Genomic DNA, 17772 nt, shown 5'->3' with positions numbered 1-17772 from the left:
TTAAGGATAACAACCCCGATGAACAATCTTACCAAGATCTCTCTCCTCATTATTTTTTCCACCGGAATAAGTGAAGCTAAAGATCTCAGAAATGTATCTGAACCGAAATACCCCGCGGTCTGTAGCGTTCTGCCGGCTGGCGCGGCAGTCAGCACTGATGCAATACAAAAAGCGCTCAATGCCTGCCCACAGGGTCAGGCGGTAAAACTGCAAAAATCAGCTGGCGGGGCCGTATTTCTCAGCGGCCCGCTAAGCCTGCCATCGGGTAGAAGTCTCTGGGTGGACGGCGGGGTGACATTAAAAGCGGTTAACAGCGCGGCGGCCTTCGACAAAGTAAAAAACTCTTGCGGCGTGTTGGATAAAAGCGGTAAAGGGTGTGAAGCCTTTATCACGGTTTCAAATGCCAGAAATAGCGGCATTTACGGCAAGGGTATTATTGACGGTCAGGGCGGCGTGACCCTACAGGATAAAAAGATGACCTGGTGGCAGCTCGCCGCACAGGCAAAAGAAAAATCGATGAAGCAAAATGCCCCACGCTTGATCCAGATAGATAACAGTACTGATTTCACTCTCTATGATATTACCCTGACAAACTCACCCAATTTCCACGTTGTGTTTAATAAGAGCAACGGCCTAACGGTCTGGAACACCACGATCAACACGCCGCGTGATGCAAGAAATACCGACGGGATCGATCCTATTTCTTCTAAGAATGTGACTATTGCCCACAGCAATATCTCCACGGGCGATGATAACGTCGCTATTAAGGCGTATAGCGATAAAGGCAGCTCACAAAATATCTCCGTTATCCATAATACCTTTGGCTTCGGGCACGGCATGTCGATTGGCAGCGAAACAAACGGTATCTATGATGTGCTGGTTGACGATTTAACGTTAAGCGGCACGGATAATGGCCTGCGCATTAAGAGCGATAAATCAAATGCCGGTGAAGTCGATGGCGTGACCTATAAAAATGTCACCATGACCAATGTTAAAAGGCCGATCGTCATCGATACCGTCTATGAAAATAAGGCCGGCTCAAAAAAAGCAGACTGGAAAAATATCAGCTACCAGGATATCACCTCGAAAGGCGCCGGTGTGGTTAACCTGAATGGACAGAACGCCGTACGGAAGATCGTTGTCAAAATGTCTAACGTTAAGCTCGATTCGGCAACCAAATATACCCTCAACAATGCTGAAATCGTCAAATAAACCGCCTGTGATATTTTGCTTGTGCGGTTGGCGAAAGACGGCATAACAGTGCCATTATCCGGCACCAGTCGGGCAATAAGCGACCCCACCTTGTGCGGGTCACCAACGCCCGGCCACCGGCATAAGCGGACAGCAGAGGCCAGTTCGATCAACCCTCTGGGCCAATGCTGCCCGCTTTTTCGGCCTGATCTACGGGCGATATTTATCAGGCCATCGCCTGACTCATCAGCCCAAAGGTTTGCATACCGCCCGCTTGCGGCCGCCACGGCTGGCCTTTATACATCGTGATCGGAGCGTCGACCTGCATCATACCCAGCTCACTCAGCCACCTGTCCAGCCCTGCTGTGCCGTTGCTATCAACGCGTACAAACTGCCCTTCAAGACCGCTGAGCAGCCGGGCAATCAGCAGCCGTGCCTGTCCCCGTCCGGCGGCAACCACCGGGCCGATGGCATAGCCATGGCCGAAACGGCGTAAACCGGCAAACCCGCCAGCCCTGCCGTCTTCTTCTAAAATCAGCACGCGCTGTGCGCTGCTCAGTAGCTGGTCTATTAACGGCGTGCGCTCCTGTCCCAGCGCCTGATGGTCGAGAGCAGCCAGCAGTGCCGCATCCTCCGGCGTGGCGTGGCGCAGCTGCTGCCGTGATGAGCAGGGGATGGCGGCCACCGCGCCTAGGGCGCTGCTCTCATGCTGCAACACATGACCGCTGGCAATAAAACCCAACTTTTCATACAGCGGCCGCCCGGCCGGAGTGGCGTGCAGACGTACGCGGCGGTCGCCCAGCGATCCCAGCGTTGCCTGTAGCAGCAGCCTGCCGATGCCCCTCCCCTGGCAGGACTCATCGACAATAACCAGTCCGAGGGTGGCGTAGTCGTGGCCCCAGCGCCAGCACAGCGTGGTGCCAACCGGCGCGCCGTTTTCCAGCGCCACCAGCCCACTCCCCAGCATCAGCATCTGCTGCCAGTCGACACGGCGGTGTGGCCACTGCAACTTTTGCGTCAGGACAAATGCCCCATCCAGATGGCTTTCATTCAGGTTAACCAGTTCGATCGTCATCTCTTTTCCTTACATCATGCCCGGCACGGCGCGGCCAGAACCGTCGAAAAACCGTTCATAGCGGAATGGCGCTGGGTCGACAATCGGGCTGTCGTCGGTGGCCAGGTCGGCCGCCAGCCGCCCCGCCCCCGGCCCAATGCCGAAGCCGTGCCCGCTGTAGCCAGCCGATATAATCAGGCCCGGCAATTTGCCCACGCCAGAGATCACCGGCACGGCATCCGGGGTGCTATCGATCATTCCCCCCCAGGCCTGCTCCAGACGCACCGTCGCCATCTGTGGAAATTCATTTCGCAGCGCCGCCAGCCCCTCCGCAACCATCTTCATATCCGGTCGCGGGTCAAGGATACGCACCTTCTCAAAGGGGGAGATGCCGTCCATCTGCCAGCGTGCAGGCGATTCAGGGCCGCGTAAAAACGGGGCAATGCCGGGGGAGATCGTCAGGTTATGACGCCGCGCCCTGAACGTAGGATAAAACTGCCGCCCATAGCGCAGGCTCTGCGCGCCCGGTTCCAGACGGCCGCGCCCGGAAATGGAAACGGTGTAGCCGCCGTCGATTTGTGGACGGCAGGCAAAGCCGGGCGTATAGAGCGGTAGCGCAATGTGCTGCTCAAGCGGCGCGGTGCGGAACGCCGTGCCGATCACATTACCCAGCGGCAAATCGATACCGTGGCGACGGCAAAACATCGACGTCCATGCCCCGCCCGCGCAGATCACCCGCCGGGTTTTTATCGGACCGCGTTCGGTCAACACGCCGCTGATCTTGCCGCCTGAAATATCGAGCCCGCGCACCGCGCACTGCTGAAACAGCTTTGCGCCCAGACGCCGGGCGGCAAGCGCCAGAGCGGGAGCCGCCAGCGATGGCTCCGCGTGACCGTCGGTGGGAGAAGATATGCCGCCCAACCAGCGGCTGGTACTGCCCGGCGTCATCGCCTTCGCGCCATCGGCAGTCAGGATTTCGCTGCGTACACCGTAACCCTGTGCCATTCGGTTCCAGGCTTCCCAGGCGTTAAGATCCTGCTCGCTCTGCGTGGCATACACCAGCCCGCTACGGCGAAAGCCCAGATCTTCACCGGTTTCCGCGCCCAGCTCTCCCCAGCGTTGCAGGGCGTAAATAATCAGCGGGAGCTCACGCTCGTCACGGTTTTGCTGGCGGCACCAGCCCCAGTTACGGCTTGACTGTTCGCCAGCAATCAGACCTTTTTCTATCAGCACCACGCTGACGCCTTTTTTTGCCAGCTCATACGCGGCGGCCGTGCCGGCAATGCCGCCGCCGATCACCACTACGTCCGCCTCCGGTGGAAAATGCGGGCTGTCCTGTATATATCGAATCGGTGCGGGCATGTTGCTCCTTCCCTCTGTAATGGCCAATACGTGATGATGAGGCCCGGCGCTGAAACCCTTTGGCTATATGGCTCATCAACCCAGCTCTGGAGGGCATCGCTCACGTCAGGCATTCATAATACAGACAGCCTGACGGCATAGGAAAGTCGTTATGCGCAACCCGGCTCCCCGTAAGGCCATTTTTCACCACGATAATCTCACGATATGCCGGGCGAACGGCTTCAGGCCATGGCTGGAACCCAGCTCCCGGCTCACGCCTTAGGGGTGCGCAGCGCACAACGCGTGCGGTGGGAATACAGGAAGGGTATTCCGACAGGTCGGGACGAGTGGCTTTTACTACTGAAAAAGGCTGCGGAGAGAGAAAATAATCAGCATTATCCCGCCGCCAATATTGACGTATTTTTTCAGTAAACGTGGGTTTGCCCTTCTGGCTGAGAACACCAGCGTGCAGCTCAGGGCGATAAGCCAGACGCTCATAACGATGGTATGTACCGAGGCCAGCGCCAGATAAGCAGCAATTTTTCCCTGGCCGCCGGCAAACTGACTGACCACCGTCAGATAAAACATGATGGCTTTCGGATTGATCACGTTAGCCAGCCATGCGCCTTTAAGCGTCACGGCCGCGGTTTGATAGCCGGGAGAGCTGCCCTGCACGTTGCAGCCGCTGCGGATCAGCTGAATTCCCAGCCACATAAGGTAAGCCGTTCCGGCGATCTTCAGCAGGCCGAAAACGGTTGGGGAGGCAATCGCTAAGGCGCTGATACCAAGACCGATGAGCAGCGCATGGGTATAAATGCCCAGTGCGGTTCCGGCCAGCGTGGTGAGCAGCCCTCTTGGCCCTCCCGCTAAGGCACCGTTCATCACCAGGGTGAAACTTGCGCCGGGGGAGAGCGCAACGGGTAAAAGTGCGGGAATAAAGCCCACTAAGTTGAGATCCATATGGATGAACCTTAGATGACAGAAGCCAGATCCACCAGTGCCACAACGGAAATCGGTTAACTCTTAGGGAGATCCCGCCACATCCCGCGCCGGTGCCACAGGGCAATACTGCCCGCCTGCCTCATCCCGCGCGCTCAGATTTGAAAATCGATCGCCGGCTCTTCTTCATCCAGCGACAGCGCCTGCCGTTTGATTTCCTCCAAAGACAGGTTGGCGTTGCACAGTTCCAGGAACTGCCAGACGAAATTACGCTGTAGCTGGCCGCGCTTCAATCCCAGCCAGACGGTGTTTGACTCAAACAGGTGCCGCGCATCAAGCCGGGTCAGCAGGGCGTGTTCATCCAGCTGGCAGGCCTGATCCGCCAGTATCCCAACCCCCAGCCCCAGCTCAACGTAGGTTTTTACCACGTCAGAGTCCTGCGCGCTCAGCACGATATCTGCCTGTAGGCTGGCAGCCTGGAAAGCGCGATCGACTTTCGATCGCCCGGTGATCCCCTGACGGTAGGTAATCAGCGGAAAGCGGGCCAGCGCGGCCAGCGACACCGGCTGCTTCTGCTCCAGCTCATGCCCTTTCGGCACCAGCAGCGCATGATGCCAGCTGAACCACGGAAAGGTCGCCAGAGCCGGGTTGTTCACCATCTGCTCACTGGCAATGCCGACATCCGCCTCGCCCGTCGTCAGCATGGATACGATCTCCTGTGGAGATCCCTGATTGAGCTCAAGACGGACGTTGGGATAGAGCACGCGGAAAGCCTTTATCACCTTCGGCAAACTGTAGCGCGCCTGGGTATGGGTGGTGGCGATGGTCAGCACGCCGCTGGACTCATTCGTGAACACATCCGCCAGACGTCTGACCTTACCCGCTTCATCAAGAATACGTTCGGCAATGGTCAACAGCGCTTTGCCCGGTTCGGTCATCCCCAATAAACGCTTGCCCCGACGGATAAAAATCTCTACGCCCAGCTCGTCTTCCAAATCCCGGATATGGCGGCTGACGCCAGACTGGGAGGTAAACAGCGCGTTGGCCACATCGGTGAGATTAAATTCGCAGCGCGCTGCTTCCTTAATAATTTTAAGTTGCTGAAAATTCACGCACTTTCCTCTATCTGTTGGCTGCGGGTTGACTCCATGTTAAGGAGGCAAATCGATAGCAACAAATAATAAAAAGAGGTTTTATATGTCTTTTGGTGATAAGGCATGAAGCCAGGCGCACGCTGGTGCGTCCGGCATAAGGGCAAATTAACTCACCAGCTGTAGCGGGCGGTCTTCTAACGCTGGCTGATTCAGTAACGCTAACAGAATACTTTTTACCGACTGGGCAGCAGGTGACAGCGGCTGTCTGGCGGAGAAGTTTAGCGAGAGCGGCAAATTCAGCGTGGGGTTCGTGATGCGCACCATCCAGGCATGCGTTGAGCTGACCAGCGCCCGCGCGGCAGATTCAGGGAGAATGGCAGCGCCCATTCCGCTAGAAATCGCGGCGCTCAGGGTGGCGACAGATTCAATTTCTCCGACGATACGCGCACTAAGACGGCGTAACGCGAAGGCTTCATCAACGCGCTTACGCACAGCGCTGTACTCACGCGGCAGGAACAGCCCTGTTCTGGCGACGTCGGCAAGATCAACGCTCTGCCCAGGGCAAAGACCGGTGCCCACCAGCCAGAGCTCTTCCTTCATCAGCGGAAGGCTGGTGATGCCAGCCGCTGGCGCACGATCGTAAAGCACCGCCATATCAAGCTGCCCATCTATCACTTTTTCGTTTAATGAAGCACCGCTGTTCTCATGCAGATAAACCAGCACGTCCGGGAACTGCTCGCGTACGGTTTGCAGCAGCGGCATGGTCAGCGATGATGCCGCCGGCCCCGGTGCGAAACCAATCGATACCTTCCCGGTCATCGCCTGCCCGGCATTGATCACCGCCGTCTGGGCCTGCTCGCACTGGCGTAGAATGGTCCGTGCGTGCGAATAGAGGATCTTGCCCGCTTCGGTTGGCGTAACGCCGCGCTTGGTGCGGATAAGCAGCTGCTGATCAAGCTCGTTTTCCAGCGTAGCCACCTGCTGACTGAGTGCGGGTTGTGCTATATGCAGAACTTCTGCCGCCTGGGTCAGGCTGCCGGTGTCGACGATAGTCACGAAATACTTCAGTCGTCTTAAATTCATTATGCCTCCGTTACGCATCCCTGAATGCCGTTGGTGCTGGCGATTTATAATAAGTTTTCATTCTGACTCACGGGTAAATGCAAGGGATATGCCAGAAGATGACTCGCGCGCATCAACATTAAAATATCCCTACTAACAGACGGAGAAATAAACGAATCTAATGCGCTGCGGATTGTCGCCATTAGACAGGGGCAATACGGCGTTGAAAACGTTGCTCATTGCTGGTGCAGGCATGCGATCCCACCGTGCAGGCTGGCGCGCGAGGTGCGCCAGTGTCATTGCCAATCCTTAACAATGTCCCGTACGGTGTGGCCAGACGGGCTAACGCTTCTTGCGGTTGCGATACATATCGATGGAGACCGCCGCAACGATAATCATGCCTTTGATAATATCCTGCATATAGGCATCGACCCCGACGAAGGTAAAACCACTTTTAATCAGCCCGAGAATTATCGCACCAATCAGCGTGCCGGTAATCCGCCCCACGCCCCCCATCAAACTGCTGCCGCCGATCACCGCAGCGGCGATCGCATCCAGTTCGTAGGCCAGCGCCATGCTTGACTGACCGCTGCTGACGCGTGCCGCCAGCACCACGCCCGCCAGCCCGGACAGCCCCCCCGCAACGGTGTAGACGATCACCAGATATTTATTCACGCCGATCCCGGAGACCTTCGCCGACAGCATGTTGCCGCCGATGGCGTAGACGTATTTACCATAGCGGGTGTGCTTCAGTGCAATATGAAAGACAATCGCCACCGCCAGGAAAATAACCACCGGCATCGCGCCCTGGCCAACGGCGGTAAAACCATCGGACAGGAAGCTGACGGGGTTGCCCTGGGTGTAATACTGCGCCAGCCCGCGGGCAGAGACCATCATGCCCAGCGTGGCGATAAAAGGGGGAATGCCCGTTTTGGTGATCAGCACGCCGTTAACAATGCCGCATATCAGTCCAACTCCGATACCGGCACCCATCGGCAGCACCGCCGGCATATTGACCAGCGAAGGAAACATGGGAGAAAGGCTTTCCGACGTCTGGGCCAGGCTGGCAGCGACCACCGCCGCTAAGGCAATCACCGAACCGGAAGAGAGATCGATTCCGCTGGTAATAATCACCTGCGTCACGCCGACCGCGATAATCCCGATGATTGAGACCTGTAGCACAATCAGCACCAGCCGGTTGGGGTTCATCAGAAATGATTGGTTGCGCACATACCAGCCGAAGGCTTCAAAAACCAACGCAATGCTCACCATCACCAAAAAGATACCGATATCTTTCGGCAGCTTGCTTTTGAGCGTACCAAACCATGAAGTGGCCCCGTCAGTGTATTGCCCGGTCATTTTCACATTATTCATTGTGTTTACCCCAGCTTGCTATTCGGACGCTAGCGACAAAATGGTTTCCTGGTCAGCATCCTCTTTATTGAGGATGCCGGTAATACGCCCGCCGTGCATCACCATCACGCGGTCGCTCATACCAATAATTTCGGGCAGCTCAGAGGAGACCATAATAATGGCGACGCCACGGCTCGCCAGTTCACCGATCAGCCGGTAGATCTCCGCTTTCGCCCCAACGTCGATACCCCGGGTGGGTTCATCCAGGATAAGAATTTTGGGTTGTGCCAACAGCCAGCGGGCAATCAATACCTTCTGCTGATTACCGCCGCTGAGGTTATTAATGATCTGATCCATGGTGGGGGTCTTGATATTCAGCCGCTGTATCTGTTCCAGGCAATCTTTCGCCATATGACGCTGGTTGACGAAACCGCCTTTCGCGCTGTAGTGGGTCATCTTGACGATGCTCATGTTCTCCATGACCGACAGCACCAGAAAGAGGCCCGACTTTTTACGATCTTCGGTCAGAAACGCCAGCCCCTTATCAATGGCGCTGGCCGGTGAATCAAGGGTTGTCGGCACCCCGTCGATCAGCACCTGCCCGCTGTCCCTCTGAGTGAGGCCAAACAGGCATTCCATCACTTCACTGCGCCCTGCCCCCACCAGCCCCGCGACCCCGAGGATCTCCCCCCGGCGTACGCTGAAGCTGATATCTTCAAAGACTCCGCCGCGCGTCAGATTGCGCACCGTCAGAACATCTTCGCCAATCGTGCTGTGCACTTTTGGAAACAGCTGGGTCAGCTCGCGCCCCACCATTTGCGTAATCAGCGACTGACGCGTGTAGTTGGCCGTCACGTCGCTGCCGACCCAACGCCCGTCACGAAATACGCTGACCTCATCGGTAATGGCAAAAACTTCGTCCATCTTGTGACTGATATAGATGATGGCTTTACCCTGCTCACGCAGATTGCGAATAATGGTGAAAAGATGCGCCACTTCAGCTTCCGTTAATGCCGAGGTCGGTTCATCCATAATGACAATATCGGCATTCCATGAAACCGCTTTGGCTATCTCCACCATCTGTTGCGCGGCAATACTGAGTGAACCCACCGTCTGGTCCGCACGCAGAGCAATATTGAGCTTCACCAGCAGCTCTTCGGTTAAACGATTGAGGCGGGTATGGTCGACGAAGCCGAATTTCGTCGGCTCGCGACCCAGCCAGATATTTTCCGCCACCGTCATCTGCGGGACCAGGTTAAGCTCTTGATGGATCATGGAGATTCCCGCACGCAGCGCATCCAGCGTATCGGTAAACTGTACCCGCTGCCCCTTAATGCGGATCTGCCCCTCATCCGGACGGTAAATCCCGATCAGACACTTCATTAAAGTAGATTTACCCGCGCCATTTTCCCCCATCAGGGCATGCACCGTTCCCGGCTTAATACACAGGGAAACGTGACTTAACGCCTTGACGCCTGGAAAAAATTTGCTGATACCTTCTGCCTCAAGCGCATATGTGACCATACCAACATCCCCTTAGCCCGAGCGCGGGAGCCATCATTTCAGATTCTGACCGGTAAATGAGGCGTAATTATCCGCAGCGATCAGCCTGAACGGAATGTTGATAATTTGCTGTACCGTCTCACCCTTTACCAGCTTAGCCGCAGTGCGAACGGCACCGGCACCCTGACCTTTTGCATCCTGGAAGACGCTGGCCACCATCTTGCCGTTTTTAATCATTTGCAGCGCATCGGGCGTACCGTCAACCCCGGCGACCAGGATACCATCGGCGTTTTTACCCAGCGCCTGCAAAGCGCCGATAGCCATTTCATCATTGTTTGAGGCGATGGCCTGAATATCATCTCCCGCCGTCATCCAGTTACTCACCACGTCGACCGCATCATTACGGGTGAATTTTGCCGTCTGCTCCTGCACCACCTTCAGGCCAGGATATTTCGCCACCACCTCTTTCACGCCTTTAGTGCGCTCGCGCGTTGATTCATTTGCCAGGTCGCCCAGTAAAATTGCCACATTCCCCTTAAAATCCATGCGCTTAGCTAACGCCTCCATCTGCAGACGCCCGGCCTGTTCGGAGTCAGAGCCGACGAAGGCCATTTTTTCAGCCAGCTGAATGGCAGGCTTTCGATTGACAAACACCAGAGGGATGCCGGCTTTAGCCGCCAGGTCAACGATGGGTTTGACCGCGTTAGTATCCACCGGGTTGATAATGATGGCGTCAACGTCCTGGCCGATAAAGTTCTGCACCTGCTGCAACTGTTGCGCAACATCACCTTTGGCATCTTCAATCTGTCCTTTTATCTGCTCTGTTTTCATCTCCTGCGAGATAGCGTTACGCACAATAGTCAGAAAGTTGTCATCAAACAGCGCCATCGAGACGCCAAACTGCAGCTCCCTGGCAAAGCTGGTCGCGGGCAACATACAGACTAACAGCGACGCTAAAATGGTATTTTTGATCGTCATGGCAATGCCCTTTTTATCCTGGTGTCCGCAGGGGGGTGAAACAACGAATGAAAACTTTCTTCTATATTCACTGGACGCCGTCTGCGGAAAACAAAGGTTAATGGAAGATAAGTGTGATTTTTACCGACGGAGATCTCACCTATCGATAGCGTACAAAAAATTTTTAAACAATATGTTGTATAAATTCGTCCGTATAAAACCGCTGAAAATTCAGGCACCTCAAATGATTGATATTTTTATTTCAAAATAAGGACAACTGAAACTATTAATATAAAATCACTGAAACTAATATTTTAATACAGGCAGGTAACAAAAATTTGACGCACATCTAACATCGGCGACGAAAACGCGACGAAGTGGGATCTGGCGCAGGGATGAAGGGGGTTTTTTCACATCGCAATGCGGGGGTGCTGCTTTTATCAGCAAACGCACCCTGTGTTATAAATAGTACTTTGACATTGATACGCCACACCGTTAGTATGCGCCCCGTTCACACGATTCCTCTGTAGTTCAGTCGGTAGAACGGCGGACTGTTAATCCGTATGTCACTGGTTCGAGTCCAGTCAGAGGAGCCAAATTAAAAAAACCAGATGCCTCACGGCGTCTGGTTTTTTGTTTTTTATCGATGGGCTATTTCCTCTAACGCCAACACACGCCCGATAAAAGTGACTCGCAGACGCCGTTAAATCCTAAAGCCCAAGGTCGCTAAGCGTCGGGTGATCGTCAGGACGTCTCCCCAGCGGCCAGAGGAACAGCCGCTCTGACTCATCGATAGGCATATCATTCAAACAGGCGAAACGGCGATCCATCAGCCCGTCCTCACCGAACTCCCAGTTTTCATTGCCGTAAGTACGATACCAATTTCCGCAGTCATCATGCCATTCATACGCGTAACGCACGGAAATTCGGTTTTCTGTAAATGCCCAAAGTTCCTTAATAAGGCGATAATCCCGTTCTTTTTTCCATTTCCGTTCCAGAAAAGCCTGGGCTTCATCCCGGTTAGTCACGAATTCCGTTCGGTTACGCCATTGAGTATCCGCTGAATAGGCCAGCGCGACGTTAGCAGGATTACGACTATTCCAACCATCTTCAGCCAGCCTGACTTTTTCAATGGCGCTTTCACGTGTGAAAGGCGGTAAAGGGGGGCGTGTATTCATTCGGGCGACCTCATCATGATATCAAGTAGGCGAGTTTCTCTACCCATAGTAGAACACACAAACTGACAACCCACTCGACGATCTCTGCAATCGCCGAGTGGTGTTCAAAGCCTGTTACCCCGGCCACTTATGACGGGCAAAATGACTTGACGCCCGGAAATAATTTACTATATTCATGACAATAGGATAAATCTCACCAATACAGAATAGCGACTTTTTGATGGCATTTGTTACCACATCCTCTGGATCATTGGCCTTAAGTCATTCTGTACCAGATTAATTTATGTTTAATATGATGAAATTAAAAAGGAAAGTGCATGAAATTATGGAATAAAACCCTACTTGCCTCCGCTATCTGTCTACTGATTGCAGGCTGTGACGATGCGTCAAAGGTGGATGCTAATCTTGATAAGGCGAAAGACAACGCCTCTCAGATTAAAGATGCTGCCGCCGATAAAGCCAGCGCCGTTGAAAAAGAGGCTGACAAGCACATTGACGCCATTAAGCAGGAAGCCTCTACCCAGGCTCAGCAGTTAACTGATAAGGCTAAAGAGATTAAGGCTGAAGCAGATAAACAGGCTGCCTCTCTGTCAGACGAAGCTAAAAGTAAAGCCGAAGCCATCAAGGCCGATGCAAAACAGAAGAGCGATCAGATTGTGCAGCAGGCAGGTCAGATTAAGGACAATGCTATTGCCGGAGCGAATACTCTGGCTTCAGATGCAGCCGGCAAGGCAAAAGAGATTAAAGACAGTATTCAGCCAAAACAGGCTGACGCCCAGCCACAGGCTGACCAGTCACAACAACAATAAGGGTGGATGCTGACCGATAAGGGCCGTGAGCGAATTTTCTATCCTGGCTCTTCCCGGCGCTCATCGGGGTTGGTCAACTGTAGTGGACTTACTTTTGGCAGCCTGCCAGCTGCCATCATCGACTCAATCGCCATTTAAAGGGGCTGCATGCCCCTTTTTTCTTGCAAGGACAAAATATGATCTACTATGCGATTGTTCTGCTCAAATTTATTATCGGCTTCGTGGTGGTTATTTCTCACCTTAACTTTTCCGGCAAAACTCAACTCTCTCAAATGACGCCCGTTGATTTTATCGGCAACTTCGTGCTTGGCGGCATTATTGGCGGTGTGATCTACAGCGATGCCATTCCTATGCATCAGTATATTCTGGTGCTACTGATGGGCGTCACGCTGATATCCCTGTTGAACTGGATCAGCAAACATATTTGGTTTTTCCGATCCTTTACCATCGGCGAACCGATCCCGATTATCAAAAACGGAAAGTTTTTGATGGACAACATCCTTAAAAGAAAAAACAAAATAGATATATTGAACGTAGCCTCTCAATTACATTCTCAGGGGGTTCACTCCTTCCAGGAGATCCGCTATGCGCAGATAGAGCCAAGCGGCTCACTTTCCGTGGTCTGCGAAGGGGGAAAAATGCCCTCGGTCATTTTAATGAAAGACGGAACGCCAAGATTTTCTGAACTCAACGGCATCGAAAAGGACGAGGAGTGGCTGGACGCCAGGCTGAAGAAAATTGCCGTTAAACGCGATGACGTTTTTATTGCTGAATTCTGGGACGGCAAGCTGACCTTCATCATGAAAGATGGTGAAGTTAAGCGCAACATCGACTAACAGGGTAACCTACGGCCGATGACCGATAAAGATGGCCAGTCCGACTGGCCATTTAAGATCATTTCAGCAACGGATTTTTTTTCAAAGAGAGGGCGCTCATAAAAGCGTCATCCAGATTCAAATGTTGCCTTACCAGTTCAGGCGGCGTGCTTGCAAGCCACTGGTTAAGGGAAATATCGGCATAGTAGTCACTTTTAAACAGCTCCAAAAAGCGTAGAGGAGTACTGCCGGTATTTTCAACGTAATGCCCCATCGCAAAAGGTACGTAACCCACGTCCCCCGCCCGATAGTTAAAGGTTCTCGCCTGCCCTGACGAGGCAAAAACGCCCATGCGTCCCTCCCCTTCCAGATAGTATTGCCATTCATCATTGTTAGGATGCCAGTGTAATTCGCGTATTCCGCCCGGCTCGATTTCCACCAACGCCGCAGCAATGGTTTTTGCTATCGGAAAATTGGATGAGTCGGTGATACGCACCGTTCCGCCGGGCGCTCTGATGGGCTCCTGCGCCAGCATGCGGTGGGTAAAGGCGATCGTTGATTTGGCCGCGCCTTTGATGCTGTCGCCCGCCAGGCTGCCCGGCACCTTACCCGCGAAGATATATTCATCAGCAGGGGAAGGAAGATGGGAGAATGTCGATACGGGCACCTGAAAATTTTTGGCCAGAATATCCGCCGGAATATGTTTGAACCAGTCGGAAAGTAAAAAGGTGCTGTCTTCATCAAAACTCCCGTCATCAAACGCCAGCAAAAACTGACAGCCGTCCGCGCCAATACCCTGTATGGAGTGCGGTATACCCGGCGGAAAATACCACAAATCGCCAACGCCAATATCGTCGACAAACCAGCCTCCGTCCGTATCGAAGGCGGTGACGCGCGCGTTACCCCAGGTCATATAGGCCCACTCCCCCTCTTTATGCCAGTGCAGCTCCCTGATGCCGCCCGCATTAAGGCGCATATCGACCCCGGCGAGGGTGGTTGATACGCCCAGTTCGCGCTGGGTAACCTGCCGCGTCCAGCCGCCGCTGCTTTTACGCACGTGCGCATCGCTGAATGAAAAACGCAGATTGGGCAGTGTGCCGCTATCGGTTGTCGGCGGGTTGAGGATATCCGGGTTTTCCGCCTCCCGGATGGGATCGTGCGGGCCGGGGTCCCGGCCGCCAGATGCGCTACTGGCCGGATAAGATTTTATGCTGTTGTCATGTGCGTAAACCTGACCGGCAGCCAGCGCCACCGTTCCACCCGCTGCGAATGCCATAAAACGCCTTCTGGAGAGTTTATTCATCACCGATATTCCTTAATCCATGTCATTGTGACGCTGGAAACCATTGACCAGCTAAACAGCTATAATGAGGTTCGGCAAAAACAGAGCGTTGGATATGTAACAATTTAACGTTCAACAGGAAAAATTATCGAGTAACCAAACGAGCGCCACGACCTCACCCACCTGATAACATCCAGATTTGTTTAATATTCAATTTTATCTCAGCGGCTTAAAGGGCTAAATGATGGCAAAAAAACGCCATGCATATGCAATTTAACTTTAATTAAATTTAACATTTTGACTCACTTTCCGCGCCAGTTCTCGTTGGCCTGACCGACTCCGTCAGCGCGCTGTTCATGACGCCTGACCGCCATTCCGCCAGCGGTTTCAATGGCGCTATCCTTTTATCATTATCTTCAGTTAGTCTGTGCAACAGACCCGTGAACGATGCAAGGAGTTTTCATGACTCACCCTGAAGTGCGATCCCTGACGGTTAACGAGGCACTTGATGCCCTTGAAAACCAGTACAACGCGGCGGTAGAGGCCCTGCGCGCTGCTATTACCGCCTTTATCGATAACGGCAGCCTGCCGGACCCGGCTCAACGTGCTAGCGGGCTGTTTGTTTACCCGCAGCTGTGCGTCAGCTGGAACGGCAGTGCGCCCATGCAGCGTCTTACCCGCGCCTTTGGCCGCTTCACTCGCGCCGGCAGTTACAGCAGCACGATCACCCGCCCGGCGCTGCTGCGCCACTACTTGAGTGAACAGCTTAATATGCTGAGCGGCGAATACCCGATTGAAATCGCGGTACTGCCATCACAGCAGGAGATCCCCTTCCCGTACGTCATCGATGGCTCCGACCTCGCGCTGGATCGCAGCATGAGCGCCGGTATCGCCAGGCATTTCCCCACCACCGAACTGTCGCAGATTGGCGATGAAAATGCCGACGGCCTGCTGACACCGGGAGAAACCTTTCCACTGTCGCACTTCGACGCGCTGCGCACGGATTTTTCGCTGGCACGTCTGCGCCACTACACCGGTACGCCGGTGGAGGATTTTCAGCCCTACGTACTGTTTACCAACTACACACGTTACGTGGACGAGTTTGTGCTGTGGGCCTGTGCGCAAATTGCCGACCCCGCTTCGCCGTACCAAACCCTGTCCTGTGCAGGCGGCATCATGATCACCCGCGACACCTTACACCCGGAACAAGCGGTATCCGACCTGGCATGGAAAAAGCACCAGATGCCGGCCTGGCACCTGACCACCAAAGATGCCCAGGGCATTACGTTGGTGAATATCGGCGTGGGGCCGTCAAATGCGAAAACCATTTGCGATCACCTGGCGGTCCTGCGCCCGCACGCCTGGTTAATGATTGGACACTGCGGCGGGCTGCGTGAAAGCCAGACCATCGGCGATTACGTGCTGGCGCATGCCTATCTGCGCGATGACCATGTACTGGATGCGGTACTGCCGCCGGATATCCCGATCCCAAGCATTGCGGAGGTACAGCGTGCGCTGTATGACGCCACCAAACAGGTGAGCGGGATGCCGGGTGAAGAGGTGAAACAGCGTCTGCGCACCGGCACCGTTGTCACCACTGACGACCGGAACTGGGAGCTGCGCTATAGCGCATCGGCGCTGCGTTTCAACCTCAGCCGGGCGGTGGCGGTAGATATGGAAAGCGCCACCATCGCCGCCCAGGGTTATCGCTTCCGCGTGCCTTATGGCACGCTATTGTGTGTCTCAGACAAACCGTTACACGGTGAGATTAAGCTGCCGGGCCAGGCAAACCGTTTCTATGAAGGGGCAATTTCCGAGCATTTGCAGATCGGTATTCGTGCCATCGACCTGCTGCGCGCCGAAGGCGATCGGCTGCACTCGCGCAAGCTGCGCACCTTTGACGAACCGCCGTTCCGTTAGCCCTCTGTGTGACACCTGTCACCGTTACAGGTGTCACAATTTGCGTCACTTATCCCCCTGCTCTGTGACAGATTTCCTTCTGTGCCCCTGAAAATCCCCCTCCCGGACCTGGCACGCTTTTCGCATTATCCTGCCCGAGCGTCCGTACCGGTCACCGCCGCGGTGACAATGGGCTGGCAGTTAACCAATCTCAAGGGAAATATGATGAAAGCAGCACGTTGGCATAAAGCCCATGATATTCGCGTGGAAGATATCGAAGAACCTCGTGTCAGTGCAGGCAAAGTGAAAATCAAAATCGCCTGGACCGGCATCTGCGGCAGCGATCTGCACGAGTATCTGGCTGGCCCTATCTTTGCTCCGGTCGGCAAGCCGCACAAATTGAGCCATGACGAAGCGCCGATCGTCATGGGCCACGAGTTTTCGGGTCTGGTCGTGGCGGTGGGTAACGGCGTCACCAAGGTGAAAGTGGGTGAACGGGTGGTGGTCGAGCCAATCCTCTCCTGCCGCACCTGTGAAGCCTGCCGCGAAGGAAAGTATAATCTGTGCACCGACCTCGGTTTTCACGGGTTATCGGGCGGCGGCGGCGGTTTTTCCTCCTTTACGGTGGTCGACGAACATATGGTGCATCCCATGCCAGAAGGACTCTCGTATGAGCAGGGTGCGCTGGTTGAGCCGGCAGCCGTGGCACTGCACGCGGTGCGGATGAGTAGGTTAAAGGCCGGAGATAAAGCGGCGGTGTTCGGCGCGGGGCCGATTGGTCTGCTGCTGATAGAAGCGCTGCGCGCAGCGGGTGCCTCTGAAATTTACGTGGTGGAACTGTCGCCGCAGCGCGCGGAAAAAGCCCGTGAACTGGGGGCGAATGTGGTCATTGACCCCGGCCAGCAGGATGCGGTAGCCACCATTCGTGAACGGAGTCAGGGCGGGGTAAACGTGGCTTTCGAGGTGACCGGCGTGCCCGTGGTGCTGAAACAGTGCATCGACAGCACCCGCTACGAAGGCGAAACCATCATTGTTTCCATCTGGGAAGGCGAAGCATCATTCCACCCGAATAAAGTGGTGCTGGCCGAGCGTAACGTGAAGGGCACCATTGCCTACCGCCATATTTTCCCCGCGGTGATGGAGCTGATGACCCAGGGATATTTCCAGGCCGAAAAGCTGGTGACAAAACGTATCGATCTGGAAGACCTGGTGACCGAAGGGTTCGACACCCTGGTGAAAGAGAAGAACCAGGTGAAAATTCTGGTGCGTCCGCCGCAATAACACGCCGTGAGGAT

At 54.6% G+C, this 17772-nt stretch carries 15 protein-coding genes and 1 tRNA gene; 6 read left to right on the top strand and 10 right to left on the bottom strand.

Going from position 1 to position 17772, the window contains the following annotated elements:
- Window positions 1-18 precede the first annotated feature (18 nt).
- Window positions 19-1212: a glycoside hydrolase family 28 protein gene (locus ETA_RS08025; protein ID WP_042958805.1), complete on the top strand. Its 1194-nt coding sequence runs from the start codon at window positions 19-21 to the stop codon at window positions 1210-1212.
- A gap of 205 nt (window positions 1213-1417) precedes the next feature.
- Here the strand turns inward: ETA_RS08025 and ETA_RS08020 are convergent, their stop codons facing one another.
- The 8 genes from ETA_RS08020 to ETA_RS07985 form a co-directional block, all read right to left on the bottom strand.
- Window positions 1418-2266, bottom strand: a complete 849-nt coding sequence (locus ETA_RS08020; protein WP_012441125.1) for a GNAT family N-acetyltransferase — start codon at window positions 2264-2266, stop codon at window positions 1418-1420.
- 9 nt (window positions 2267-2275) lie between these two features.
- Window positions 2276-3607 carry an NAD(P)/FAD-dependent oxidoreductase gene (locus ETA_RS08015; protein WP_012441124.1) on the bottom strand — a complete coding sequence of 444 codons (1332 nt, stop codon included), beginning with the start codon at window positions 3605-3607 and terminating at the stop codon, window positions 2276-2278.
- A 336-nt stretch (window positions 3608-3943) separates the two neighbouring features.
- Window positions 3944-4546, bottom strand: coding sequence for a LysE family translocator (locus tag ETA_RS08010; protein WP_012441123.1), 603 nt, complete (start codon window positions 4544-4546; stop codon window positions 3944-3946).
- Between the two features lie 134 nt (window positions 4547-4680).
- Entirely contained in the window at window positions 4681-5637 is a 957-nt protein-coding gene (gene cbl, locus ETA_RS08005) for an HTH-type transcriptional regulator Cbl (protein ID WP_012441122.1), read from the bottom strand.
- 147 nt (window positions 5638-5784) lie between these two features.
- Window positions 5785-6702, bottom strand: coding sequence for a nitrogen assimilation transcriptional regulator NAC (gene nac, locus ETA_RS08000; protein ID WP_012441121.1), 918 nt, complete (start codon window positions 6700-6702; stop codon window positions 5785-5787).
- A 321-nt stretch (window positions 6703-7023) separates the two neighbouring features.
- Window positions 7024-8040, bottom strand: a complete 1017-nt coding sequence (locus tag ETA_RS07995; RefSeq protein WP_012441119.1) for an ABC transporter permease — start codon at window positions 8038-8040, stop codon at window positions 7024-7026.
- A 33-nt stretch (window positions 8041-8073) separates the two neighbouring features.
- Entirely contained in the window at window positions 8074-9558 is a 1485-nt protein-coding gene (locus tag ETA_RS07990; protein WP_012441118.1) for a sugar ABC transporter ATP-binding protein, read from the bottom strand.
- Window positions 9559-9591: 33 nt separating this feature from the next.
- Window positions 9592-10515, bottom strand: a complete 924-nt coding sequence (locus ETA_RS07985; protein ID WP_012441117.1) for a sugar ABC transporter substrate-binding protein — start codon at window positions 10513-10515, stop codon at window positions 9592-9594.
- A 499-nt stretch (window positions 10516-11014) separates the two neighbouring features.
- Here ETA_RS07985 and ETA_RS07975 point away from each other — a divergent pair.
- Window positions 11015-11090 (top strand) — tRNA-Asn (locus ETA_RS07975).
- Window positions 11091-11204: 114 nt separating this feature from the next.
- Here the strand turns inward: ETA_RS07975 and ETA_RS07970 are convergent.
- Complete coding sequence (locus ETA_RS07970; protein WP_012441116.1) at window positions 11205-11672, bottom strand: nuclear transport factor 2 family protein; 468 nt, start codon at window positions 11670-11672, stop codon at window positions 11205-11207.
- A 317-nt stretch (window positions 11673-11989) separates the two neighbouring features.
- Here ETA_RS07970 and ETA_RS07965 point away from each other — a divergent pair, with 317 nt between their 5' ends.
- Together ETA_RS07965 and ETA_RS07960 are read left to right on the top strand one after the other, a co-directional pair.
- A complete protein-coding gene (locus ETA_RS07965) occupies window positions 11990-12481 on the top strand; it encodes a V-type ATP synthase subunit E family protein (RefSeq protein ID WP_012441115.1) in 492 nt (163 codons plus the stop codon).
- 176 nt (window positions 12482-12657) lie between these two features.
- Window positions 12658-13317, top strand: a complete 660-nt coding sequence (locus tag ETA_RS07960; protein WP_012441114.1) for a DUF421 domain-containing protein — start codon at window positions 12658-12660, stop codon at window positions 13315-13317.
- 58 nt (window positions 13318-13375) lie between these two features.
- Here ETA_RS07960 and ETA_RS07955 read toward each other — a convergent pair whose 3' ends face one another.
- Entirely contained in the window at window positions 13376-14572 is a 1197-nt protein-coding gene (locus tag ETA_RS07955; protein WP_012441113.1) for a cupin domain-containing protein, read from the bottom strand.
- Window positions 14573-15040: 468 nt separating this feature from the next.
- Between ETA_RS07955 and ETA_RS07950 the strand changes: the two genes are divergently transcribed.
- A complete protein-coding gene (locus ETA_RS07950; protein ID WP_012441112.1) occupies window positions 15041-16498 on the top strand; it encodes an AMP nucleosidase in 1458 nt (485 codons plus the stop codon).
- Between the two features lie 204 nt (window positions 16499-16702).
- Window positions 16703-17758: a 2,3-butanediol dehydrogenase gene (locus ETA_RS07945; RefSeq protein ID WP_012441111.1), complete on the top strand. Its 1056-nt coding sequence runs from the start codon at window positions 16703-16705 to the stop codon at window positions 17756-17758.
- Window positions 17759-17772: the final 14 nt, after the last annotated feature.

Origin of the sequence: Erwinia tasmaniensis Et1/99, assembly GCF_000026185.1 — a bacterium.
Classification (GTDB): domain Bacteria; phylum Pseudomonadota; class Gammaproteobacteria; order Enterobacterales; family Enterobacteriaceae; genus Erwinia; species Erwinia tasmaniensis.
This window is presented reverse-complemented; position numbering and strand designations above follow the sequence as displayed.